Below are 24,243 nucleotides of genomic sequence, written 5' to 3' on the forward strand. Positions count from 1 at the left end.
CAGAGCAACAAATGTTATTTGCTGGCTTCCAACGCACCTGCTCTGAACCTCCAGGCTAACAATATCAATGGCGCGTACGCGATGATCAGCGCGACGATACCATCAAGCTGCTTAGTCGCGACCAAGCAAGCTAAAGGCAACAACCATAGAACGTTAATGAGGGCAACAGCTACAGTTACGGGAATGTGCGATTTAAATTCGCGGGAAGCGAATTGATAGGCATGGCTGCGATGCGCCTCATATAGTTTGTCACCGCGCAGAATACGCCGACACAGCGTGAAAGTGGCATCGACAATAAACACGCCCAGAAGAATCAACCACCCCCAGAAAAGATCAAACGACATCCACGCGCCCTGTATCGCCAGGACACCCAAGGATATGCCGAGGAAGCCGCTCCCAGCATCGCCCATGAAAATTCGGGCCTTGGGAAAATTCCAATACAAAAAGCCAGCCACCGCAAAACCAAGAAGCAACGGTACCCAGGCGATGACGGGCGTTGCGCAGAGCCAGTAGAGCAAGGCTGCGCCGAAGCAGGTGGTGATGGCCTCAACACTTGCCAGGCCATTAATTCCATCCATGAAATTGTAAAGGTTGAGCATCCACACCAGGTAGAACGCAGCCAGTATGTGGGCGAACCAGCCTAAATCCACCACATAGCCAAAAGCCTCGACAGGGGGCAGGCCGTGACTCCATATCAGTACCCAGACAGCAGCGGTGAAATGACTCAATAAGCGCCAGCGGGCTGGAATATGCCCATGGTCATCGAGGAAACCGACGATCGCAACCATCAGACCAGCGCCGAATAGCGCCATGAATGCGTCAAAAGAAAGTACACCCCCGATCCAGAGCATGGGAAGGAACGCGAGAAAGCTCGAGACGATCGCTACCCCTCCTCCCCGCGGCGTTGGGACGACATGGGAGCTACGTCCATTCGGGAGATCAATGAGATTGTTGTTAAGAGCGTAGCGGCGCAGAGCCCCTGTGAGCACCAGCGCCAAAATCAGAATGGCGGGAAACAACCAAAATAATGTCATTCAAATTTACTCTCGAGATAAGCGTTGGCCGTTTTTTTGAGGGACGCATCGAGAGTGACAGGAGGCAACCAACCCAACAGCTGATGATTTTTCGAAATGTCCACTTGCAGTGAACCGAATAGCCGGGTTGCAACCCCTTTCTTGCCAACAAGCGTGGCCAAAAACGTCAATAATTTTACTGGAAACGGGACCAACACAGCCTTAGTTCCAACCGAGTGCGCGACTTTACGTAAAAGCTCTGTGGTGGACACATCGTTGCCATCACTCACCAAAAAAATCTGGTTGGCTGCGGCAGGATGCACCATACAGGTTTTGATCAAGTCGACCAAATTGTCCAAAGCAACAAGGCTGCGCTTATTGTTGACCGAACCCAGCGGCAACGGAATGGATACTCCCTTCGCCAGGAACGCCATCATATTTCGGAAATTCGCCTTCACACCTGGCCCGTAGACGAGAACTGGTCTGATGATCACAATCTCCATACCAGTACTTTTGGAAAGGGCCAATAAACCATTTTCAGCTTCCAGCTTGGAAACGCCATACGGGTCTGCCGGGGCAGGAGAATCATCTGCCGTGAAAGGCCTGCCGGGAAGGGTGAACTCGCCGTTTACCTTGATTGAACTGATGAATACGAAGCGCCGTACCCCGGAAGCCGCAGCCTGGCGCGCCAGGTTCAACGTACCGTCCACGTTGACCTTACGAAACTCTGCCACAGGATCTGTGCTGTTATCGTTCATCACATGCACGCGAGCAGCAGCGTGAACAACCACATCAACATCCTGGGTGAAAGATTCCCAGCGCGCATCGCCACCCAGATCGCCCATGGCGATGTACTCGACACCAGGGTGCTCGGCCACACCGATATTGCGAGCGCAGGCGCGTATCTGATAGCTTGCGCTACCAACTAAAGAGTCCAAAAGAGCCCGCCCTACAAAACCGGAAACGCCCGTCAGCAGCACGACTTTCTTAGTGCCTTCCATAATCCACCAGACCTATAAATACAAAAATTTCAAACGAGATAACTCATCAAACGCTGATTAACAATGTCAGCGTCAAATTTGTCCTGCGCAATCGCATGGCTTGCCAGCCCCATTTGGACTATATCGTCTGGATGTTTGATAAGATGGATCATCTTGTCAGCGAGTTCTTCCGCTGACCAAGGTGCAACCAAGTACCCATTGACGCCGTCCACCACAGTGTCCTTACAACCGGGTACATTCGTGGTCAGGATCGCACGGCCAATTGCCATTGCTTCCTGAGTGCTCCGGGGGACGCCTTCACGGTAATAAGATGGGAGAACAAAGACACTGGCGTCGGAGACCCAGCTGACAACATCAGATACGTGACCCGGATGCTCTATCACGCCTTCCATCTTCAGTCGCTCTAAGTCATGCGCCTTCAGCCCACCTGGATTCGACTCGTCAATACCCCCAAGCATCACGAATCGTGCTTCCGGGAATTGTTCTTTCACAATCCGCGCCGACTCAATAAATATATGCACACCCTTTTCCGCCAAGAGTCGTCCGACAAATATGAAGCTCACGGGAGACACAGGAGGCCGGGAATAGGGATAGTCACTCAATTTCAAGCCGATACCACCGAGCACCGAAACCTTATTGACCCTCAGCCGATACTTATCAACCAAATCAATCTGGTCATCTTTGTTCAAGAGGATCAGTTGCTCAAGAAACGGAAATGCCATCCGGTAAAGTGAAACTTGAACCCACTTTAACAGTTTGCGTTTAAACCCCATCCCCTCAGGGAGCTCGGTAAAGACGTAGCCGAGGCCTTCCAACATTCCGACCCTGCGCTTGACACCTGCCAACACAGCCGCGAACGTACCGAATATCACAGGCTTTGCAAAATATGAAAAAACCATGTCTGGCGCGATGGAGCGAAGAGTTCTGGATAATTTCAGTGTCGAGGCAAGGTCATTTAACGGGTTTAAACCCGCTCGGCTAATGTGGTAATCCATCGGGATACCGCCCAACGCCCTGACGCCCTCGCGACTTGCACTTTCGTAGTCCAGGGCGAATGCGTAAACAACGTGGCCTTGCTCCGACATCGCACGGATTAGATCAGCACGAAAGCCCAACACACAGGCAGCAGTAGTTCCTATCAAGGCAATTTTCATTTGGACTGATATCCGTCCGGATTACTCTGTAACCATCTCCAAGTATCCCGCATCATATCCTCAAGATTCAATTCCGCACGCCACCCTAGATCTCTAAACGCCTTCGCGGGGTCAGACCAACATTCGGCAATATCCCCCGGCCTGCGCTCACACAATTTGTGGGAGACTTTCACCCCTGAAACTTTTTCAAATGCAGCTATCACTTGCAGGACAGAATAGCCCACGCCAGTTCCTAAGTTCCAAGCATGTAAGCCGGTATTATCTGCTATATACCGCACTGCGCTGACGTGGCCGTTCGCCAAGTCAGTAACATGAATGTAATCGCGTACGCCCGTTCCATCACATGTTGGATAATCACTACCGTAGATGGACAAATAGGGCAGCTTACCGGTTACAACTTTACTGATATACGGCAGTAAATTATTAGGCGTGCCATTTGGGTTTTCCCCAATCAGCCCGCTGGGATGGGCCCCCACGGGGTTGAAGTATCGAAGTGTCGCTATCGCCCATCGATCATCGGCGCGAACCAGGTCCTCAAGTACCTGCTCAACAATAAGCTTGGAACGACCGTAGGGGCTTTTGGGCGCACCAATGGGATACTCCTCAGAAATAGGCATGACGTCTGGCTCGCCATACACTGTTGCCGACGAACTGAACACGAGCCTGAACACGCCCGCGGCCGCCATGGCAGAAAATAGTGAAAGGCTGCCCGTAACGTTAGTTTGGTAGTATGCAAGGGGGTCTTTAACGCTGTCCCCTACGGCTTTCAATCCAGCAAAATGGATTACTGCGTCGAATTTATGCTCGCGAAAAAGAGTAGCGAGGAGTGCCTCGTCCAAAATGTCGCCAAGGACAAATAATGGCTCGCGTCCAGTTATTTGGGCAATCCGGACCAAGGAAACCTCGGAGCTATTAGCCAGGTTGTCAAGCACGACAACGTCCCAACCGACGCCCAGTAACTCGACCACCGTGTGGGAGGCGATGTAGCCAGCACCTCCAGTTACTAATATCTTCACAACTTCGTCTCCAACAGCCCTTCACGACCGCATGAATATAAAATGATTGAGAGCCTGACACCCGCTCTACTGATGTTTACTAGATACAGAATGAGGCTGTCTAGCCTCCATTGGAAAAGTCGATAAAATGATAAGGCATGAACGGAGAGGGCCCAACCCCCTCCTCGGCTACGAAATTCCTGTAGCCACTCGCCGCGCTCAAAATGCCCGCCACAATGAAAGCGAGCTTGATTGTTGTGTCAAAATTCAAAGCGAGACGGCTATAGGTCAAAAGAATCGCAACGGGAAAGGCGAAGGATATCAAATCCAAAAATCGCAAACCAGCATACGACACCGCTGACACCAACCAAAAAGAAATGGTGAAACCAGCGCCTAACACTATGAGTTTGGTTTTTTCCGCATTTGGAAGTTTTGAAAAGAACAACGCTGCCACAAACAGCAACAATACCGCGACCTTACTCAGTCCCGACAGCGGGTTGGGGGACTCTGAATCCTGATAAGACAGCAATTTGGCGAGAAAGTAGTCACCATTCAAACTCAACAAAAACAACAGCGCACATACCACAACTGGGACAACCAAGACATTACTTGTCTTCAGCCACCGAGACCACGACGCCCAGATAAATAGCAACGACACCAGTGACGAGTAATGAAACAACAGCGCAGATACCGCCAGCACCACTCCAGATTTATACCTAAACTGACGCACGTTCTGCGTGGCCAGCAACACCAACATTGCCGCCAGCCCAATGCGCAACCCGTTCATGCTGTACTGATAAACAAAGGTCGGCAAAATATAGGCGATGAGCAAAAAACGTTCGTTCTTGTCAGCACGAGCCAAGTACAGAAACAGCATCACAAAAATCAGAAAACTGAGCACCCTTACTGCGACGACGCCTGAGTCTGAAACATACAATAACGCTTTACCCAACAATACGAAACCCGGCTCCATCCCCCCCCAGACATAGTCCGCCGAAAAGCCTTCAACGATCAACTCATAGTTCGCCGTGTCTGTACCTACGGCACCGCGCATGACCGAAAACACCATAAACACAATCAAAGATATTGCGATAAAGAGGCGCGTCCTGTTACTCGCCAACCCGGTCAGGAAAAACATGAGATACAACGTTCCCCAGCCAATTAGATATATCATTCCAAGCTTTTTCCCAACTTAACCTTAAGCACTCTGCGCATATAACGCACGAACGACCACCCTTTCAGAAGACGCCGACGGACCGGCCCAATTCGACCCTCACGAAAAAGATGGTCATAGACATCCAACTCCCCCTTTTCCATTGCCCACATATTACTGCTTAGCCCGGCATGCCCATAAATGGGCTTGTGGCAAAACGTCAAGGGCAACTCAAGTGAATAGCCGCGAGCGCCACTTCCCAGCAACTCGCACCACAGCAGGTAGTCCTCGCAGAACCTCTTATCCGTGGAAAAACGATAAGCCACATCTTTCCTGATCATGACCGAGGGCGTTGAGAACCTATTGGATTTCAACAAATCCGCGAAGGTGACCTGATAGAACCCCGCTTGCGCAGCGTTATAAACATGATGCGGCATCGACTCCGAACTCAGCGTCTCACAGATCTGTCCGGTTAGCGTCACCTCTGGATTTTCCAGCATCCAGCCATACTGAAGCTCTATTTTTTGTGGGTGCCAACTATCATCGGAGTCTAGAAACGCAATATAGGGCTGCGACGCCATTTCCCATGCCGTGTTGCGAGCCGCTGCGGGTCCTGCGTTTTTTTTCAACGCGCAAACCCGCACCCAGTTCTCCGGGTACTCCGTGACCAATGACTGAAGAAAGTCTAGAGTGCCGTCCGGACTTGCATCATCGACCAACAATACCTCGACGGGTCTCAGCGTCTGGGCAAACACTGAATCAAGCGCACGCCGAATCGTTGCCTTGCAGCGATAACAAGGAATCACAACGCTTACGTTAGCAGACGCGGCGCTACGGGCGCCCTTTTCAAACAGCATGTTATGGCTCACACCTTCGCAATTATCAAATAATAGAAGTTCACGAATTCGACTCAGGAAACCTGATCTTCGAGCCACGCGCATCTAAGACTTCACGCAGTTTTTCGCTGCCGATCAATGTGGTGTTGAGCTGGTCAAAAACCTCGACATTCTTCTCGACGTATCGCGCACGAACCCGGTTGATTATCCTGGACACACCCCATAAAAACTCTGAGCACACCGAAGATACCAACTGTGCTGCAATCTTCAAAACACCAAATTCTGCGCAAGCTGCCTTCAGCGAAGTCAATGTATGCTTATACGAGCCTGGAAAATAAACGAAACACTTCAATAACAGCCTGCCAAAATTCGGGTTCAGATTTTTACCGCCCTGGGACTGAACTCGCTCGACAGCCTTAAGCAGAGAATACGACCACACCGTGGGAACCGAATAAAATTCGGGTATTCGTGCATCCCACACCAAATTTTTGAACGGCGCAATATGAGCATTATCTCTTAATGCTCCGTAGTGCCCGCCCGTTACACTCTTGCCAGAAGTGCTTTGACCCGAGGCGCCTGGTACGATAACCGGATAATCGACCAACACGCACGAGGTGGACTCAGTGGCGATCAGTAATGAACTGTAGATATCAGGACTGACACCGCCAAACAGCGCGCCATACTTCCCTTCAATCCTCTTGGCCAATGCGTTTGAAATCATACCGGCATATGCACGCGGCATTCCAAATACACCACCGCCAAAATTATCCAGAGCGTAATTGACCGATGCTTTGACATCGTGTCGAACCACATCACCTGTGAAGGGGCTCAGATGCAGCGTGCCAAAATAGGAATCGCCACGGGTTGAATGCTTGAAATCATTCCAGTAGTACAACGCAGGGAAGTTGAATTTCAGCGCATCAACATCGTGCTTTTTAGCCCAATGGGCAACATCAATTATTTCCTTCGCGACAAAATCATCATCGCCGATGAAAACTAAATAATCACCATCTGCCGACTGCAACCCAAGGTTAAAGTTATCGACCACACTGATGCCCTCAGTTGAACGGACCAACTTCAAGCGTGCTTCTGGATAGAAACCTTTAAAGGCTTCTGATATTTCGTCAACCGGGCTCGAGTCGCAAACCACTACTTGAATTTCTTCCGACAGATCCAATATGGATCGGATTGACGGAATCGCGTAGCGCGCCCGATTATGCGTAGGGATAATGACGCTCAGAACACTCATACTATTGACCGAGGCTGCGCTGAATATAGGACAATGTCATGAGCAACTTCTTAATATCTTCGCCCTTCAACAACTCTGTATTGTGCGACGTATAGTCGTCAATTGCGTTTGCCTCGGGCTGACCTTCGATAATAAATTTATCATAGTTCAGGTCGCGATTGTCCGCTGGAATTCGATAGTAACGCCCCATGTCTTTGGCTTTGGCCATCTCTTCTCGAGACACCAGAGACTCATAGAGTTTTTCGCCGTGTCGAGTACCGATAATATTAACCGGCACCTGGCTATTAAAAAGCTCCTTCAACGCGTTCGTCAGATCACCGATGGTGCTGGCCGGCGCCTTCTGCACGAAGATATCACCCTGCTCGCCATGTTCGAACGCATGCAATACCAAGTCCACGGAGTCTTCAAGACTCATGAGGAAGCGGGTCATGTTCGGGTCAGTTACCGTCAGAGGGACACCCGCTTTGATTTTATCCACGAACAACGGAATAACCGAGCCACGGGATGCCATTACGTTACCGTAACGGGTCGCACACAACACAGGGCCGCCGTCGCGGACTGTTCGAGACTTTGCGATCAGGACCTTCTCGCCCATCGCCTTGGAAATACCCATAGCGTTAATCGGGTAGACTGCTTTATCTGTACTCAGCAAAACAACGCGCTGTACTTTGTTATCGATCGCCGCATTGAGCACGTTCTCTGTACCGATGATATTGGTCAATACAGCTTCCATCGGGTAAAACTCACAGGACGGCACTTGCTTCAGCGCGGCTGCGTGAAATACGTAATCGACCCCGGCCATTGCCCGACTGATGCTTTCGTAATTTCTTACATCGCCAATGTGAAATTTCACCTTGGGATTGTTCAGCGCAATCCGCATGTCTTCCTGCTTCTTCTCATCGCGACTGAACACGATGATCTCTTTAACCGCGGTGTCGAGAAAACGCTTCAGGACAGTATTGCCAAATGAGCCTGTACCACCGGTGATCATCAAAACCTTATTGTCAAACATACCTTCACCAATCAAACCAAGAAGAAAAACAGCAGCGCTACCACCGCTACAAACAACAGCACTGCTGAAGAAACCAATAGCGCCGAAACTCTCGCGTACCCTTTTACCTCAGGCAGGGTCATCGCCCTGACCCACGAAACCATAGTCGATGACGCATGGTAGGCCGAGTACACATAACAGATCGCTTTTACGTCGCCTGCGGAGGCAGCCAATATCGTCATGACCAGCGTGGCGATCGTCAAAAAGCCCGACATGGTCGCCTGAAACCTGAAGTCTTTGGCATAGATTAACAGGCTATAAGGGATAAATCCGAAAGCCCCGATTGCAACACCGGGTAAAAGTATCGCGAGATAGGCTGAAATCAGCTCGTTATTGGCTCCTGGCCCCACCCACAGCGTGATGAGGGGATCACGGAACCACCAGAGCACAAAGGTCGGTAGCGCGGTCACTACGAAGACCGAGATGCCGAACCTGATAATTATCTTACGCGCGTCACTGCTCACTCCGCTAGCTGCTGTGCGCAGCATGATCGGTTGAAAATACTGGCTGACCGGCCCTGCGAGAATCGAAATCGGGGCCATGCAAAGCAAGCTCGCGAGGTAATAGGGCGCGACACTGGCAGCTGAAGTAAAAAATGAAATGATTGGTTTGTCGAGCTGCGTCACCGCGGCACCCGCCGCGGAGAAGATAACCAGCGCGCCACCGGCCTTCGTGAGATTGAATGCTTCGGAAAAGGATGGCCAATCAGTCTTTTGGACCCCGAGTGCTGTGCCCGACAGATCTTTTATCAAGAACACTCGAGACACCCACCAATGAATAATCGTAGTTACCAGTTGGGTGTATATGAACACATCCAGGGTCGCTGAAAACACGTACATTGCGATGACAGTCAAGGCCGCTCTCAGCGACACGCCTATCACCTGCAAAGCGCTACCCGATATATATTGCCTGTTGGCGATCAGCATCGAATAGTAAAGATTTTGCAGCACCAGGAACCAAAACAGCAGGACTACCGCAAGGATCGCCCCCCAGCTGATGCCCAGCTCCGCAATAAACAGCTTGACGCCTACCGCGACAAAAAACAAAAACCCATAAAATCCAGCGAGACTAAGCTCCGCACTTCTAAGCAACTTGATTAAGGGGGATTTATCTTGGCCGGATACAGAAACCTCCCTCCCCAGCAGCGTTGACATGCCCAAGTCCATCATCACCAAAAGTGCTTGAAAGGACAAAATCACCGCAATGCTGCCAAATTGGCTCGCACCGAGCATGCGGCTATAAATAGGTAAAAAAACAAAAGCTACCAATAGGCTGGATGATCGCCCAGCGTACAGCATCAGCATCCTGCTAATAACGGACATATTCATCATTTTGTACAATCGGTCATAGTATCCACAGCGCCGCTCAGTGCCCCCTTCAAAGACGCTGTGATCGTCAGTAGGTCATCCTCGTCGAGCCACCAACCACACGGCACACCTATTATATGCTGCTGAAGAAAATCGGTATTCGGCAGATATTGCGGCGCCGCGTCAAACCCGCTGTAGGTGTCGTTTCTTTGATGAATACTTGAAACCATGACTCCGGACTGCTTGAGCCGGCGAATCACTTCATCTCTTTTTTCAACAAAAAACAGCAATACCCAATAGGCGGATTGGTCACCCTCTAACACAGGCACAGGTGTCAAACCGTCAATATCTCTGGTTAACCCCAGCAACGCTTGGGCATTAGCCTGTGTGGCGGCCTGCCGAGACTGCAAGGATGCCATCTGAGCATATCCCAAAGCCGCGCACATATTATTCAGCGTCATGCTCCAGCCAATTTCCGGCACATCCGAGCTGCTATTTATCTCACCAATAGCTGATCGGAAAGTGCTGAAGTCGATACCAAAGCGCCGTAACTTGCGCGCTCTATTCGCCATATCAATACTTCGGCATGCTAGCGCGCCACCTTCAGTGGTATTGATCTGTCGGTTTGGATAAAACGAATAAATGGCAAAGTCACCGTAAGCGCCAACCGGTAACGAAGCGTGCGTCGCTGACACAGCGTTATCACAATCTTCTATCAAGACAATATTATGTTTCTTGCATATTTCTGCTATTTTACGGGCTGGCCCAGGATAGCCAGCAACATGATACAAAATAACCGCTCTAGTCTTAGCCGTGATCTTCGACTCGAGGTCTGCAACGTCCATGGTAACCGAGCGCGGACTGACATCCACCCAGACAGGAACCGCTCTGCTCTGTGCAATCGCCGAGTTGGTGGAGAGACACGCAAACGCCGTGGTGAGTACCTCGTCTCCATCTTTTACACCAGCCAAATGCAGGGCGAGGTATAAAGCCGTCGTCATATCAATGGTGGAAACTACGTGGGGTAAGCCGGCAATTTTTTCCATCTCGGACTCAAACTTTGCCACCCACTCTCCGCCCGCGATTCTTCCGGAGCGTAAAACTTCCACAGCAGCTTGCTCCATTTCAGGGAGCACGACTGAGTTATACAGAGGAACGTTGTTAGGCATAGTCAAATCTCTAATCAGCCGCGTTTCAAGGCCGTAACAATTTTCTCACGATCCTCATCCGAGACCCACCAACCGCAGGGCACATGAATCAATTTTTTATAAAAAGCATCCAATTGTGGCATCGGCCTCACGAACTCTTTGAATACCGAATGAAAGTGATTGGGACGGTGCAGCTTCGACGCCATTACGCGCTCTTCAGCCAAGATACGCTCAACATCATCCGAGTCATCCGCTAGCAGCGTGTAAAGCCAGTAGGCAGACTGTGCGTTGGCTTCATACTTAGCTGGCTGGAGTCCAGGGATACCCTGTAATGCCTGATCCAGGTATTGGCCGTTAGCTTGATGCCGCTTCAATAGCGGCGTTATATATTCAAGTTGCTTGAGCCCGATAACGGCCGCCACGTTATGCATGTTGTATTTGTAACCCACGCGCGTGATATCGACTTCGGTGCGAGGCACGCCCTTGGCCAATCCAAACCAACGCAAGCGACGTGCCTCTTGAATTTTTGCAGCATCCTTCACCACCAAGGCACCGCCGTCCACGGTGGTCATGTGCTTGATCGCTTGAAAGGAGAAGATCGAATAATCACCAATTGTCCCAATGGACTGATTTCCATAAGACGCTCCCAGTGCATGGGCGCAATCTTCGATCAGAGACAGTCCGTGACGATCGGCTATGGATCGCAGCTCATTCAACCGCGCAGGATATCCGGCGTAATGGACAACACAAATAGCTTTTGTACTCTCTGTAATCAGGGCTTCCACTGCCGAGGGATCAAGGTTACCTGTCAGGCTGTCAACGTCTGCAAAAATTGGCTTGGCACCCATTTGCAGAATTGTCGTATTCGTCGGCTCAGCTGTCATAGAGGTGGTGATGACCTCATCTCCAGGCTCGATGCCGCTAAGCAGCATAGCCAAGTGCAAGGCTGCAGTACCGCTGCTCGTAGCCACTACATTCTGGAGACCAAACAATTGCGCAAATGCCGCTTCGAATTGATAAACAAACTCGCCCTCGCCAATCATTCCGCTATAGAGCACCGCTTCCAAGGCGGGCATCAGTACCTCTTTAGGAGGCATCGCGACCTTAACGATAGGTAACATTGGAAGACTACTAGACATTAATTTAGATCCGATCAATAAGTTTAATAGGGTGCACTGTCGAGGGACGGTTTGTTAACCACTTGATCATTCGAACCGCTCCAGGCACAAGATCAACTTTGAAGCCTCTTTTAGTCAATTCCGCCATTAACGTACTTTGTGCGCAGACATTGATGATCCAAGGCTCTGCCATAACAACCTGGATCAAACTCGCCACCTGCGAGTCCTCCCCTTGCCACTCAGCCAAGGTTACGCGATCTGCCCCGCCTAAAAGAATCAACTCAGCGCCTTCACTTTTAATCCGTTGCCCATATAAAGCAAACGGCGGAAGACCACGTTCTCGATCATGTGTATCCGAGCCAGGCCAGTCGCTCGTTACGTACTCAATGTCGACAGCACACTTGTTAGTGAGATAGATCGACCCTGTTGATTCTTGCTCGTCAAAACGGAAGCCATGCCGCTCGTAGATGCCTGGCTTCTGAGTCCAGAGCACCAACGCGGATAGGCCATTATGCATAGCATGGTCCATAGCAGCGGACATCAGTTCAACACTCAAGCCTGCTCCCCTCCACTCTTCATGTACGCAGACTAACCCGATCAACCCTACCGGCTCGCCATTGGGTAGCTCAATTGCCCTGATAATCAGAGCGGCTATGGCAGACTCAAGATTGGAGGGATCTCTGATTTCAAGGCAAGTCACTTCCTGATCATTTTCTAACCAGGGAAAATGAACCTGCAAGCTCACCCCGCGGCCACGAGAAAAAAAGAAAACCTCCCAGAATAGCGCTCGGGCAGCCTCGGACGTCCCAGCACACGCAATTACATCAGACATTATGAGTGCCCGACCCATGCTCAGTGGCGCTCGGCCACTCCACAAGCGTCGCCAGCCAGATAAACTTCAAAGGCACCAAATTCGACACCATTCTTGCTCCCTCAAAAACTGCTTAGAGAATCCCCCTGACCACCCTCAATGTTTAACCACCAAGAGTGATAGCAAGCGGTATCCAATTTTGAACCAACGCTCAGTGTAGCGGGTGAAAAAATCAGTCAAATTTACTGATCGGGTGCCCTTTGATGGAAGTTTAAACAGGAGCCGACCGAAACCTGCACAAGAGACGGTGCCAGGCCAGCAAGCGTACAGCGCGCCCGAAACAGAGCAAAATGCCATGACCTGCCTGTCGGGTTGGATACGACGCGAACTAGCGAGTTCCGAAAACAAACCAAAAAGTCGTTCTCATCCTCACAATTGCTCAGTGACTTTAATGCCTGGCATCATCCGCCCTCCACCCTACAGGCGCTTACGGCATTATTTTTCTCGGCCCGCAATCGACAATTGCGCGTCTGCGAGTGAGGTGGACGCACGCAGTCGATTCCGCGAGTCACTCCCGGCTGCTTTGAAAAGATAACTGCCCAACGCTACTGCCAATCCTAACAGGAGGCCAAGGACCAGGCCCGCAAGAATGATCAGGGTCTTTTTAGGCCGAATTGGCGCCAAAGGCTCCAATGCTCGCTTATCCACCGTCACCAGCTTGAGCCGGCTAATGTCGATACTGAGTGCGGACAGGCGGGCCTCTTCGGCCCTGAGAGATTCCACACCACCCAGAAAGATGTCTTCGTTATCGCGCCGGCCCAATACTTCTGCCTCGCGGTTAGCCTGCAGCAGTTGAAGCTCTTTTGCGATCTGGGCAATTCGCCCGTCGGTAAAATCATCAGACCTACGCTGCGCCAACGCTGAGCGCTCAGCCTCAAGGGCCTCGACACCCATGAAGTACAAAGGAATCTGCTGATTATTGATTTCAGTACGCATGGTCCCAGTCAAACTGGCTCGATCCGAGTCGCCAAGCGATGAGGGCGTAGTAGGCTTGCGGATCCCGAGTGACTTGGCGATGCCGATCGCCTCCGTAAGCTGCGCGATACGATCCCCACGCAACGCCTTTAGCTGCGCACGCAAAGCCTTGAGCTCATCCTGCAATTGCGCTCGGCGCAAATTATCAGACTCTCGCAATGCCGCAATTTTGGCCTCTTTTCCAATTTGATAACTGGAACGAGCAGCCTCCAACTTGCCCTTGAGCTCACTCAAGCGATTTTTAACGATTACATTCAGATCGCCAGCAATTTGGTCTCGCTCAGTGGCGATGGCGTAATCAACAAACCCGTTGATAATCGCGACACCATCAACCCCCTGCGGGTAGGTCATCTCAATGCCAATAAAGGGACTGAGAGTATCTATCTTTCTTGGATCAGTGAGAATAAGCCGAATGGAATTGCGATTAAATTCTTCGAAACTTTGCTCCAACGTTCTGCCTGGGCGCTCAAACGCTTGAAAGAGCTTTGGATTGGAACGAAAAAAACCCAACCTGGTGTCGTAGGATTCCAGAGAAGCCCCCACCCTGATGAGCGCTGCACTAGGTGGCAGTTGATAAATTTCCGAGCGATTCAGCGCGTCGAGTTCGTTGATCGCAGCAGGTCGCAGCACGCTGCTGACCTCATACTCCGGAACCACTGAATAGGCATAAAAGCCAGCCAGCAACCCAAAAACGATGGACGTAGCTAAAATTAATTTCTTATGCAGCCAGGCAGCACGCAAGATTTGAGCAAGATCAATTTCGCCGGACGATGGTGCCGGCGGGACGCGGAAACTACTACTCACAACAAAAACCTGCCTTCAAAGAGAAACTGCGGGCTCGTTATGCAAAACAGATTGTGTATTTTCTTATTTTAATTGGATTATCGTCAAAACCCTGCGTCTCTGCCGAATTTCGAGCGCACAAAATGCCTGTTATCGAGAACAGATTCCATTTTGCCATCTCTCAGACATTTTACAAGTCTTGACATGTATGTAGGGCGATTCTGAGTTTTCCAAGGAACTATCGCAATCTACGGGCTGCGCCAATAGGCACCCGCAGCGATTCATAATCCTTGAAGGGCATGAGATTCTGACAAGCGGTCACGATCACCGCTTATCCAATCCCTGCCTAAGACAATCAAGCAATCGACTTATTCTGACGCCTACGCAGAAACACTCCCAACACTGGACCAATCAACATCCCAACAATCAAAGCCACCACCACAAACACCGCCACCGGCATCTGCGCAGTACTCCACCCCAGGAACGACAGCGCCACACCCTGCTGGTTCTCCAGCACAAATGCCAAGACCACCAACGCCGCAAGCACTGCAATCAATACCGCAACAACGCGCTTAACCCCACGCATACCCTTCTCCTTCCCCAAAAACACTCAGACGCCTTCTTCCTCTTCTTCGTTCACCCGATCGCGCAATTCTTTGCCCGGTTTGAAGTGGGGTACGAATTTGCCATCGAGGCTGACGGATTGGCCGGTTTTTGGGTTGCGGCCTACGCGCGGTGCGCGGTAGTGCAGTGAGAAACTGCCGAAGCCACGGATTTCGATGCGGTCTCCGGTGGCGAGGCATTGGGACATTTGCTCAAGCATGGTCTTGATAGCCAGCTCCACATCCTTGGATGAGAGCAGCCCTTGATGGGTGACAATTCGTTCGATCAACTCCGACTTCGTCATATTTTTCCCTTCTTTTTCAAGCAGCTAGGAAAAGCGCTTCGAAGGTTTTAGCATGACTTGATGAATTTGAACAGCCCATGTGTAAACTTATCTGCCGACCGCATAAACGCCTTCAGCCACCCTACCGTTACTCATTTACAGATCACCAACATCGTCCGCGTAACTGCGCCAGCCGGGTTCCAGCCGAACAGGTAGTCACCCTCTTCATCCTCTGCATCACTGGAGCGAGTGATGACTTTGTAGCCCTGCATCTTGCACTCACGGGCAGCACGCTTCTCGCACTTCTCCCATTTATTACCCAAGCCGGAACAGTCGATCTCGATGCCACTGACACCTCGCTTGGCGTGCGTCTTGGCGCTGGTGGAGGAGCAGCCGGCAAGCACTGCCAATGCAAGTATTACGATAATCCTGTTCATTCAAACCCTTATTGAGTCAGCAACGCGAAATAGCCGTTTCAAAGACTATAGTCAGTTCTGACATTGGGCTGAACGCCTTCGTTCGATGCAGTTGCTTCATCAAATTTCAGGCGCAAAAAAGGGCGACCGAAGTCGCCCTTTTTCAACAGCTTTACAGAACTTAGTTCTGCTTGGCCATTGCCTGGCGCAGCAGTGCCGCCATGGTGGTGTCAGCAGCAGCTTCCGGAGCAGCTTCTTTCAAGCTCTGGATAGCTTCTTTCTCTTCCACTTCGTCTTTCGACTTGATGGAGAGTTGTATCACGCGGCTCTTGCGATCAACGCTGATGATCTTGGCTTCTACTTCCTGGCCTTCTTTCAGAACGTTGCGCGCGTCTTCAACGCGGTCACGGCTGATTTCGGAGGCTTTCAGAGTCGCTTCGATATCGTCGGCCAGAGTGATGATGGCGCCTTTAGCGTCAACTTCTTTCACAGTGCCTTTAACGATGGCGCCTTTGTCGTTCTCTTGAACGTACTCGGAGAACGGATCGCTTTCCAGTTGTTTGATACCCAGGGAGATGCGCTCGCGCTCTGGGTCAACCGACAGGATAACGGTGTCCAGCTCGTCGCCCTTCTTGAAACGACGAACAGCTTCTTCGCCAACTTCGTTCCAGGAGATGTCGGACAGGTGAACCAGGCCGTCGATGCCGCCGTCCAGACCAATGAAGATACCGAAATCGGTGATCGACTTGATGGTGCCGGAGATTTTATCGCCCTTGTTGAACTGGCCAGAGAAATCTTCCCATGGGTTAGATTTGCACTGCTTGATGCCCAGGGAGATACGACGACGCTCTTCGTCGATGTCCAGAACCATGACTTCCACTTCGTCGCCGACTTGTACGACTTTCGAAGGGTGGATGTTCTTGTTGGTCCAATCCATCTCGGAAACGTGTACCAGGCCTTCCACGCCTTCTTCCAGCTCTGCGAAGCAGCCGTAGTCGGTCAGGTTGGTAACACGCGCGGTTACGCGAGTGCTTTCTGGGTAACGAGCCTTGATAGCAACCCATGGATCTTCGCCCAGCTGCTTCAAGCCCAGGGAAACGCGGTTACGCTCACGATCGTATTTCAGAACCTTGACATCGATCTCGTCGCCAACGTTGACGATTTCGGAAGGATGCTTGATACGCTTCCAAGCCATGTCGGTAATGTGCAGCAGGCCATCGACGCCACCCAGATCGACGAATGCGCCGTAATCGGTGAGGTTCTTGACGATACCTTTGACTTGTTGGCCTTCCTGCAGGGATTCCAGCAGAGCTTCACGCTCGGCGGAGTTCTCTGCTTCCAGCACGCTGCGACGGGAAACGACAACGTTGTTGCGCTTCTGGTCGAGCTTGATGACTTTGAATTCGAGTTCTTTGCCTTCCAGGTGCGTGGTGTCGCGCACAGGACGAACGTCGACCAAAGAACCTGGCAGGAACGCACGGATGCCGTTAACGTCGACAGTGAAGCCGCCTTTAACCTTACCGTTGATAACGCCCTTGACCACTTCTTCAGCTGCGAAGGCTGCTTCGAGAACAATCCAGCATTCAGCGCGCTTGGCTTTTTCACGGGACAGCTTGGTTTCACCGAAACCGTCTTCAACCGAGTCCAGAGCAACGTGAACTTCGTCACCGACATTGATAGTCAGGTCACCAGCATCGTTGTAGAACTGTTCCAGCGGGATCAGAGCTTCAGACTTCAGACCAGCGTGAACGGTTACCCAGCGAGCTTGGTAATCGATATCAACGATAACACCGGTGATGATGGAGCCTGCCTGAAGGTTCAGGGTTTTTAGGCTTTCTTCAAAGAGTTCCGCAAAGCTTTCGCTCATTTTAATTCCTGTTGATAAGGGCGAAGAATACGCCCATCTCCACACCCCAGACGGTGTGGGTCAGTTTCAGTTAAAAGAAGCCACCGCAGGACTATGACTGGTCCCCTGCGGCCTTCTTGATCACCCGGCGATATCGCGAATGGCGATTTCACTCATGATGCGTTCCAGCACCTGCTCGATGGACAACTCCGTGGAATCCAGCTGTATGGCGTCAGCCGCCGGCTTGAGCGGGGCTACCGCACGCTGGGTATCACGCTCATCGCGTGCACGGATCTCATCTAGCAGACTCGACAGACTAACACCTTCGACTTTGCCCTTCAACTGCAAGTAGCGGCGGCGCGCTCGCTCCTCGGCGCTTGCAGTGAGGAATATCTTCAACGGCGCCTCGGGAAACACCACCGTGCCCATGTCGCGGCCGTCGGCCACCAGGCCCGGCGGCTCCTGGAACGCACGCTGGCGCTGCAGCAAAGCCTCACGAACCGCCGGCAAAGCAGCCACTTGGGAGGCGCCGGCACCGATGCTCTCGGTACGAATCACATCACTGACTTCGTCGCCTTCCAGAATGATGCGCTGCAGTTGACCGTCGGTCGCCGCGATGAACTGCACGTCCAGATGGGCGGCAATTTTCGTCAGTAACTCTTCGTTGGTCAGGTCGACACCATGGTTGCGCGCCGCGAATGCCAACAGGCGGTACAGCGCGCCGGAATCGAGCAGGCACCAGCCCAGGCGCTTGGCCAGGATGCCGGCGATGGTGCCTTTGCCCGAGCCGCTTGGCCCGTCGATGGTAATCACCGGTGCTTTGATATTCACAATTGAGCCTCTTGGGCAACACGAATGCCGACGTGGGCACACAGTGTAAGAAAGTTCGGAAAAGACGTAGCAACATTGGCGCAGTCACGAATACGAATCGGCGCCGCTGCCTGCAGGGAGGCCACGCTGAACGCCATGGCAATGCGGTGATCGCCATGGGCATGCACTTCGCCACCGCCTATCGGGCCACCGTCAATGATAATCCCATCAGGCGTGGGTTGGCACTTCACACCCAGGGCCAGCAGACCGTCGGCCATAACCTGGATACGGTCCGATTCCTTGAGCCGCAGCTCCTCGGCACCGCGTAATACGGTGCGCCCCTCGGCGCAGGCAGCGGCGACAAACAATACGGGAAACTCATCGATCGCCAACGGCACCAACGCCACTGGAATCTCGATACCCTTCAAGACAGCTGCCCGGACACGCAAGTCCGCAACAGGCTCGCCACCTACCTCACGCGGATTTTCAAGGCTGATATCAGCCCCCATCAGCCGCAGGATATCGATCACGCCGGTGCGGGTAGGATTGACGCCGACATGCTCAAGCAGCAACTCCGAACCCTGGGCAATCGAGGCCGCCACCAGAAAAAACGCCGCAGACGAAATATCCCCAGGCACTTCAATGTGGGCAGCCGTCAACCGATGACCCGACTCCACCGACTCCACCGACGCCGTCGCGCCCTCCACCGCCACCGGATAACCAAAGCCACGCAACATGCGCTCGGTATGATCGCGGGTCGGCGCAGGCTCGGTGACTGCGGTTTTACCTTGTGCATACAGGCCCGCCAGCAACAGGCAGGATTTAACCTGCGCACTGGCCATCGGCAACGCGTAAGTCAGGCCCTTGAGCGTCTGCCCACCACGAATGGTCAGCGGCGGACGCCCTTCAGGACCGGTCTCGATCACCGCGCCCATTTCCCGCAGCGGCTTGGCCACGCGACTCATCGGGCGCCTGGACAGCGATGCATCACCGGTCAGGACGCTATCGAAGCTTTGCGCCGCAAGCAGACCCGCCAACAGGCGCATCGATGTACCGGAGTTACCCAGGTAGATCGGTCCTGGCGCTGCCTTCAAGCCGTGCAGGCCAACCCCATGAATAGTCACTCGCCCATGGTGCGGGCCCTCGATCACCACGCCCATGTCGCGAAACGCCTGCAAGGTCGCCAGGGCATCTTCGCCTTCAAGGAAACCGTCGACCTCCGTTACGCCGTCAGCCAATGAACCCAGCATGATCGATCGATGGGAGATCGACTTGTCACCTGGCACCCGAATGCATCCGCTCAAGCGGCCACCCGGATTGGCGATAAAAGTCAGCTCATCGGCGTTCACTGCAGTTTCCATATAGGCCCGGCGCGCCAGGATCTTGCTGAAATGCTCTCGCGCCATCCGCGCCCGGGTGAACACACCCAGTAACTGATGGCCATCACCCGCATCCACCGCATCGCGCAAGGCGTCGAGGTCACTGCGGAACGTGTCCAGGGTGCGCAACACCGCTTCGCGATTGGCGAGAAAGATGTCATGCCACATCACCGGGTCACTGCCGGCAATCCGCGTGAAATCGCGAAAACCACCGGCGGCGTAACGGAAAATCTCGAGGTTTTCGTTGCGCTTGGCCAACGAATCCACCAAGCCGAATGCAAGCAGATGGGGAAGATGGCTGGTCGCGGCCAACACTTCATCGTGGCGCTCGACCTGCATATGCTCCACATCCGCGCCCAGCTCGCGCCAGAGCCGATCCACCACGGCCAACGCCGCCGGATCAGTCTGCGCCAGCGGCGTCAGGATCACCTTATGCCGACGGAACAACTGCGCATTGGACGCTTCCACCCCGCTCTGCTCGGAACCGGCAATCGGATGGCCCGGCACAAAGCGCGGCGGCATAGCGCCAAACGCCAATTGTGCCGCGCGCACCACATTGCCTTTGGCGCTGCCGACGTCCGTGAGGATCGCCTGCCCCAGGTCCATGCCAGCCAATACGGCGAGCAATTTCTCCATGGCCAGGATCGGCACCGCAAGCTGGATCACGTCCGCGCCCTGGCAAGCGATTGCCAGGTCCGCTTCACAGCGATCCACGACACCCAACTCCACCGCCAGCTTGCGCGATTGCGGGTCAAGGTCCACGCCGACTACTTCGCCACACAGCCCGCTTTCCCGCAGGCCCTTGGCGAACGAACCACCGATCAACCCCAGGCCGACCACCACCAGGCGACCGATCATAGGCACAGCAGGTTGCAATGCAGTGACATCAACCACGGGCCAGAACCTTGGCCAACGCCTCCAGGAAGCGGCTGTTCTCGGCCGGCAAACCAATGGTGATACGCAGGTGGTTCGGCATACCGTAGTTGGCCACCGGACGCACGATCACGCCTTCGCGCAACAAGCCCTGAAATACCGGTGCAGCCTCTTGGCCGAGGTCGACGCAGATGAAGTTGCCCTTGGACGGAATCCAGCCCAGGCCCAACTCGCGAAAGCCGTCCTGCAACTGCAACATGCCGCTTTCGTTAAGGCGGCGCCCTTCTTCCAGGTATTGGGCATCCTTCACCGCCGCACACGCAGCCGCCAGGGCCAGGCTGTTGACGTTGAACGGTTGGCGTACGCGGTTCAGCACATCGGCCACTACCGCTGTGGACAGGCCGTAGCCAACCCGCAACGACGCCAGGCCATAAGCCTTGGAGAAGGTGCGCGACACCAGCAGGTTCGGGTAGGCCGCGAGGAAATCCAGGCCATCGGGCAGGTCGCCGCCTTCGGCGTACTCGATGTAGGCTTCGTCCAGCACAACCAGCACATGCTCCGGCACGTTCTGCAGGAACTCGTTCAGGGCCTGCGCATCGAACCAGGTGCCGGTCGGGTTGTTCGGGTTAGCGATAAACACCACGCGGGTTTGCGCATCGATCGCTGCCAGCATCGCCGGCAGGTCGTGGCCCCAGTTCTTGGCAGGAATGACGCGCGCATCAGCCCCTACGGCCTGGGTCACGATCGGGTAGACCGCGAATGCATGCTCACTGAACACCGCATTCAAACCGGGCGCCAGGTAGGCACGCCCGACCAGTTCAAGAATGTCGTTGGAGCCATTGCCCAGGGTCACCTGATTGAGCTCGACCCGGCATTTTTCTGCCAGCAGGGACTTGAGGGCAAAGCCATTGCCGTCGGGATAACGGGTCAGCTCGGCAAGCTCCTCCCGAATCGCCGCCAATACTTTGGGGCTCGGACCCAGCGGGTTTTCGTTACTCGCCAGCTTGACGATCCTGGACGGGTCCAGATTCAACTCACGGGCCAGTTCGTCCACAGGCTTGCCTGGAACGTAAGGCGAGAGTTGTTGCACGCCCGGCTGAGCCAGGGCGAGGAAGTTGCCACTCATGTCAAAGCCTCACAAAACCGCTTTCGGGTAGGAGCCCAGCACTTTGAGTGCCACGGCTTCCTGACTGATCTTCTCCAGCACGCCCTTGACCAGCGGGTCGCGGTGGTGGCCGATGAAGTCGATAAAGAACACGTAGGTCCATTTACCGCTGCGCGAAGGACGAGTCTCGATGCGCGTCAGGTCAATCCCGTTGTCGTGGAATGGCACCAGCAGCTCATGCAACGCGCCGGGCTTGTTGCTCATGGAAACGATGATCGAAGTCTTGTCGTCGCCGGTTGGCGGCACTTCCTGGCTGCCGATCATCAAGAAACGCGTGGAGTTGTCCGGGCGGTCCTCGATTTTCTCGGCCAAGCGTGTCAGCCCGTAGAGGCCCGCAGCCATATCGCCGGCAATCGCCGCCGAGTTCCACTCACCCTTGACCCGCTTGGCCGCTTCGGCGTTGCTGGACACCGCCACGCGCTCAACATTCGGGTAATGGGCGTCCAGCCACTTGCGGCACTGGGCCAGGGACTGAGCGTGAGAGTAGATACGGCTGATGCTGTCGGTCTTGGTGTTCTCGCCCACCAGCAGGTGGTGGTGAATACGCAACTCGACTTCGCCACAGATCACCATGTCGTGCTCGAGGAAGCTGTCCAGCGTGTGGTTGACCGCGCCTTCAGTGGAGTTTTCCACCGGCACCACGCCAAAATTCACCGCGCCGGCCGCCACTTCGCGGAACACTTCGTCGATGGCCGCCATCGGCTTGCTGATCACCGCGTGGCCGAAGTGCTTCATGGCCGCCGCCTGGGTGAAAGTGCCTTCGGGGCCCAGGTAGGCCACTTTCAGCGGCTGCTCAAGGGCAAGGCACGAAGACATGATTTCACGGAACAACCGCGCCATCTCCTCATTGCCCAGCGGCCCCTTGTTGCGCTCCATCACGCGCTTTAGCACCTGGGCTTCGCGCTCAGGCCGGTAGAACACCGGCACTTCGCCTTCCGCCAGGGACGCCATTTTCACCCGAGCCACTTCCTGGGCGCAGCGCGCGCGCTCACTGATCAGCTCCAGGACTTTCTCGTCCAGGCTGTCAATGCGTACGCGCAGGGCTTTGAGTTCTTGCTCAGACATTAGCCGTGTTCCTTTTCGAACTCTGCCATGTAGGCAACCAGCGCGTTGATGGCGTGGATGTCGACAGCGTTATAAATGGAGGCGCGCATACCACCGACCGAGCGGTGGCCCTTGAGGTTCAGCAAGCCACGCTCGTCGGCGCCGGCCAGGAACGGCTTGTCCAGACGATCATCGGCCAGGCGGAACGGCACGTTCATCCACGAGCGGTCGGTAAGGTTGATCGGGTTGCTGTACAGGCCGCTGGCATCGATGAAGTCGTACAGGGTGCGCTTCTTCTCTTCGTTGCGCTTGCCCATCGCAGCCACACCGCCCTGCTCCTTGAGCCATTCGAAGACCAGGCCGGACAGGTACCAGGCAAACGCCGGCGGGGTGTTGTACATCGAGCCGTTATCGGCCGCGACCTTGTAGTTGAGCATGGTCGGGCACAGCGAACGGGCGCGGCCGAGCAGGTCTTCGCGGATGATATTGACCAGGATGCCGCTCGGGCCGATGTTCTTTTGCGCACCGGCGTAGATCATGCCATACCGGGACACGTCGATCGGGCGCGAGAGGATGTCCGAGGACATGTCGCACACCAGCGGAACGTCACCGACTTCAGGCACCCAATCAAATTCCAGGCCACCGATGGTTTCGTTTGCGACGTAGTGAACGTACGCCGCGTCCTTCGTCAGCTTCCACTCGTTCTGACCTGGAATGGCGAAGTAGTCGTAGGGCTTGGCGGTACCGGCCACATTGACGTGACCGTAGCGCGAGGCCTCTTCAATGGCTTTCTGACCCCAGATACCGGTGTCGATATAGTCGGCAGTGCCCTCTTCGGGCAACAGGTTCAGTGGGATCTGAGCGAACTGCTGGCTCGCGCCGCCTTGCAGGAACAACACTTTGTAGTCGGAGGGGATGTCCAGCAAGTCGCGCAAGTCCTGCTCGGCCTTGGTGGCGATGGACACGAACTCATCGCTGCGATGGCTCATTTCCATCACGGAGAGGCCTTTTCCATGCCAGTCGAGGAGTTCACCCTGCGCACGCTGCAGGACTGCTTCAGGAAGCGCCGCGGGACCGGCACAGAAGTTATAGGCTCTCTTGCTCACATCCAATCTCACTCTGATCTGGTGGGGCTGCAATCATGTTCGGCAACACCCTTTGTTTGAAGCC

General features: G+C 53.8%; 22 protein-coding genes. All 22 read right to left on the reverse strand.

The window, feature by feature from the left end:
- Positions 1-14: 14 nt before the first annotated feature.
- Positions 15-1,034: a glycosyltransferase family 4 protein gene (locus tag E4P01_RS15390; protein ID WP_216090929.1), complete on the reverse strand. Its 1,020-nt coding sequence runs from the start codon at positions 1,032-1,034 to the stop codon at positions 15-17.
- Positions 1,031-2,014 (reverse strand): SDR family oxidoreductase, encoded by a 984-nt coding sequence (locus tag E4P01_RS15395; RefSeq protein ID WP_148852318.1) that lies wholly within the window; start codon positions 2,012-2,014, stop codon positions 1,031-1,033. Before E4P01_RS15395 ends, E4P01_RS15390 begins: the two co-directional genes overlap by 4 nt.
- Before the next feature lie 29 nt (positions 2,015-2,043).
- Positions 2,044-3,168 carry a glycosyltransferase family 4 protein gene (locus tag E4P01_RS15400; protein ID WP_148852319.1) on the reverse strand — a complete coding sequence of 375 codons (1,125 nt, stop codon included), beginning with the start codon at positions 3,166-3,168 and terminating at the stop codon, positions 2,044-2,046.
- Positions 3,165-4,184: a UDP-glucose 4-epimerase GalE gene (galE, locus tag E4P01_RS15405; RefSeq protein ID WP_216090928.1), complete on the reverse strand. Its 1,020-nt coding sequence runs from the start codon at positions 4,182-4,184 to the stop codon at positions 3,165-3,167. The genes E4P01_RS15400 and galE overlap by 4 nt, the downstream gene beginning before the upstream one ends.
- Before the next feature lie 100 nt (positions 4,185-4,284).
- A complete protein-coding gene (locus E4P01_RS15410) occupies positions 4,285-5,301 on the reverse strand; it encodes an EpsG family protein (protein ID WP_248130090.1) in 1,017 nt (338 codons plus the stop codon).
- Positions 5,302-5,333: 32 nt separating this feature from the next.
- Positions 5,334-6,173 carry a glycosyltransferase family 2 protein gene (locus E4P01_RS15415; RefSeq protein WP_216090927.1) on the reverse strand — a complete coding sequence of 280 codons (840 nt, stop codon included), beginning with the start codon at positions 6,171-6,173 and terminating at the stop codon, positions 5,334-5,336.
- Positions 6,174-6,213: 40 nt separating this feature from the next.
- Positions 6,214-7,401: a glycosyltransferase family A protein gene (locus tag E4P01_RS15420; protein WP_248130091.1), complete on the reverse strand. Its 1,188-nt coding sequence runs from the start codon at positions 7,399-7,401 to the stop codon at positions 6,214-6,216.
- Between the two features lies 1 nt (position 7,402).
- Positions 7,403-8,413, reverse strand: coding sequence for a polysaccharide biosynthesis protein (locus tag E4P01_RS15425; protein WP_122733244.1), 1,011 nt, complete (start codon positions 8,411-8,413; stop codon positions 7,403-7,405).
- An 11-nt stretch (positions 8,414-8,424) separates the two neighbouring features.
- Positions 8,425-9,774, reverse strand: a complete 1,350-nt coding sequence (locus E4P01_RS15430; RefSeq protein ID WP_248130092.1) for an oligosaccharide flippase family protein — start codon at positions 9,772-9,774, stop codon at positions 8,425-8,427.
- Between the two features lie 5 nt (positions 9,775-9,779).
- Positions 9,780-10,928, reverse strand: coding sequence for a DegT/DnrJ/EryC1/StrS family aminotransferase (locus tag E4P01_RS15435; RefSeq protein WP_148852325.1), 1,149 nt, complete (start codon positions 10,926-10,928; stop codon positions 9,780-9,782).
- Positions 10,929-10,942: 14 nt separating this feature from the next.
- Entirely contained in the window at positions 10,943-11,983 is a 1,041-nt protein-coding gene (locus tag E4P01_RS15440) for a DegT/DnrJ/EryC1/StrS family aminotransferase (protein ID WP_206362127.1), read from the reverse strand.
- A 67-nt stretch (positions 11,984-12,050) separates the two neighbouring features.
- Entirely contained in the window at positions 12,051-12,857 is an 807-nt protein-coding gene (locus E4P01_RS15445) for a GNAT family N-acetyltransferase (RefSeq protein ID WP_187432753.1), read from the reverse strand.
- A gap of 474 nt (positions 12,858-13,331) precedes the next feature.
- Complete coding sequence (locus tag E4P01_RS15450; RefSeq protein ID WP_148852327.1) at positions 13,332-14,675, reverse strand: Wzz/FepE/Etk N-terminal domain-containing protein; 1,344 nt, start codon at positions 14,673-14,675, stop codon at positions 13,332-13,334.
- A gap of 334 nt (positions 14,676-15,009) precedes the next feature.
- Positions 15,010-15,240: a LapA family protein gene (locus tag E4P01_RS15455; protein ID WP_078820664.1), complete on the reverse strand. Its 231-nt coding sequence runs from the start codon at positions 15,238-15,240 to the stop codon at positions 15,010-15,012.
- A gap of 24 nt (positions 15,241-15,264) precedes the next feature.
- Positions 15,265-15,561, reverse strand: coding sequence for an integration host factor subunit beta (ihfB, locus tag E4P01_RS15460; protein ID WP_003189779.1), 297 nt, complete (start codon positions 15,559-15,561; stop codon positions 15,265-15,267).
- Positions 15,562-15,692: 131 nt separating this feature from the next.
- The gene (locus tag E4P01_RS15465) at positions 15,693-15,977 is read right to left on the reverse strand and encodes a lipoprotein (RefSeq protein WP_032877175.1); all 285 of its coding nucleotides are present in this window, start codon (positions 15,975-15,977) and stop codon (positions 15,693-15,695) included.
- 160 nt (positions 15,978-16,137) lie between these two features.
- Positions 16,138-17,823: a 30S ribosomal protein S1 gene (rpsA, locus tag E4P01_RS15470; RefSeq protein ID WP_005786304.1), complete on the reverse strand. Its 1,686-nt coding sequence runs from the start codon at positions 17,821-17,823 to the stop codon at positions 16,138-16,140.
- Positions 17,824-17,943: 120 nt separating this feature from the next.
- Positions 17,944-18,633, reverse strand: coding sequence for a (d)CMP kinase (cmk, locus tag E4P01_RS15475; RefSeq protein WP_103733571.1), 690 nt, complete (start codon positions 18,631-18,633; stop codon positions 17,944-17,946).
- Positions 18,630-20,849 (reverse strand): bifunctional prephenate dehydrogenase/3-phosphoshikimate 1-carboxyvinyltransferase, encoded by a 2,220-nt coding sequence (locus E4P01_RS15480; protein WP_248130108.1) that lies wholly within the window; start codon positions 20,847-20,849, stop codon positions 18,630-18,632. The genes cmk and E4P01_RS15480 overlap by 4 nt, the downstream gene beginning before the upstream one ends.
- Positions 20,850-20,877: 28 nt before the next feature.
- Positions 20,878-21,990, reverse strand: a complete 1,113-nt coding sequence (hisC, locus tag E4P01_RS15485) for a histidinol-phosphate transaminase (RefSeq protein ID WP_032877176.1) — start codon at positions 21,988-21,990, stop codon at positions 20,878-20,880.
- A 9-nt stretch (positions 21,991-21,999) separates the two neighbouring features.
- Entirely contained in the window at positions 22,000-23,094 is a 1,095-nt protein-coding gene (gene pheA / locus E4P01_RS15490; protein WP_003172650.1) for a prephenate dehydratase, read from the reverse strand.
- A complete protein-coding gene (serC, locus tag E4P01_RS15495) occupies positions 23,094-24,179 on the reverse strand; it encodes a 3-phosphoserine/phosphohydroxythreonine transaminase (RefSeq protein WP_032877177.1) in 1,086 nt (361 codons plus the stop codon). The genes pheA and serC overlap by 1 nt, the downstream gene beginning before the upstream one ends.
- Positions 24,180-24,243: the final 64 nt, after the last annotated feature.

The organism is Pseudomonas sp. NCIMB 10586, assembly GCF_023127895.1.
Lineage (GTDB): Bacteria > Pseudomonadota > Gammaproteobacteria > Pseudomonadales > Pseudomonadaceae > Aquipseudomonas > Aquipseudomonas synxantha_A.

Excerpts from the sequence above, each read along its gene's own strand:
- E4P01_RS15390 (WP_216090929.1), bottom strand. The coding sequence starts at position 1,034 with ATGACATTATTTTGGTTGTTTCCCGCCATTCTGATTTTGGCGCTGGTG.
- E4P01_RS15395 (WP_148852318.1), bottom strand. The coding sequence starts at position 2,014 with ATGGAAGGCACTAAGAAAGTCGTGCTGCTGACGGGCGTTTCCGGTTTT.
- E4P01_RS15400 (WP_148852319.1), bottom strand. The coding sequence starts at position 3,168 with ATGAAAATTGCCTTGATAGGAACTACTGCTGCCTGTGTGTTGGGCTTT.
- E4P01_RS15410 (WP_248130090.1), bottom strand. The coding sequence starts at position 5,301 with ATGTTTTTCCTGACCGGGTTGGCGAGTAACAGGACGCGCCTCTTTATC.
- E4P01_RS15415 (WP_216090927.1), bottom strand. The coding sequence starts at position 6,173 with ATGCTGTTTGAAAAGGGCGCCCGTAGCGCCGCGTCTGCTAACGTAAGC.
- E4P01_RS15420 (WP_248130091.1), bottom strand. The coding sequence starts at position 7,401 with ATGAGTGTTCTGAGCGTCATTATCCCTACGCATAATCGGGCGCGCTAC.
- E4P01_RS15425 (WP_122733244.1), bottom strand. The coding sequence starts at position 8,413 with ATGTTTGACAATAAGGTTTTGATGATCACCGGTGGTACAGGCTCATTT.
- E4P01_RS15430 (WP_248130092.1), bottom strand. The coding sequence starts at position 9,774 with ATGTCCGTTATTAGCAGGATGCTGATGCTGTACGCTGGGCGATCATCC.
- E4P01_RS15435 (WP_148852325.1), bottom strand. The coding sequence starts at position 10,928 with ATGCCTAACAACGTTCCTCTGTATAACTCAGTCGTGCTCCCTGAAATG.
- E4P01_RS15440 (WP_206362127.1), bottom strand. The coding sequence starts at position 11,983 with ATGCCCGCCTTGGAAGCGGTGCTCTATAGCGGAATGATTGGCGAGGGC.
- E4P01_RS15445 (WP_187432753.1), bottom strand. The coding sequence starts at position 12,857 with ATGTCTGATGTAATTGCGTGTGCTGGGACGTCCGAGGCTGCCCGAGCG.
- E4P01_RS15455 (WP_078820664.1), bottom strand. The coding sequence starts at position 15,240 with ATGCGTGGGGTTAAGCGCGTTGTTGCGGTATTGATTGCAGTGCTTGCG.
- ihfB (WP_003189779.1), bottom strand. The coding sequence starts at position 15,561 with ATGACGAAGTCGGAGTTGATCGAACGAATTGTCACCCATCAAGGGCTG.
- E4P01_RS15465 (WP_032877175.1), bottom strand. The coding sequence starts at position 15,977 with ATGAACAGGATTATCGTAATACTTGCATTGGCAGTGCTTGCCGGCTGC.
- rpsA (WP_005786304.1), bottom strand. The coding sequence starts at position 17,823 with ATGAGCGAAAGCTTTGCGGAACTCTTTGAAGAAAGCCTAAAAACCCTG.
- E4P01_RS15480 (WP_248130108.1), bottom strand. The coding sequence starts at position 20,849 with ATGATCGGTCGCCTGGTGGTGGTCGGCCTGGGGTTGATCGGTGGTTCG.
- hisC (WP_032877176.1), bottom strand. The coding sequence starts at position 21,990 with ATGAGTGGCAACTTCCTCGCCCTGGCTCAGCCGGGCGTGCAACAACTC.
- pheA (WP_003172650.1), bottom strand. The coding sequence starts at position 23,094 with ATGTCTGAGCAAGAACTCAAAGCCCTGCGCGTACGCATTGACAGCCTG.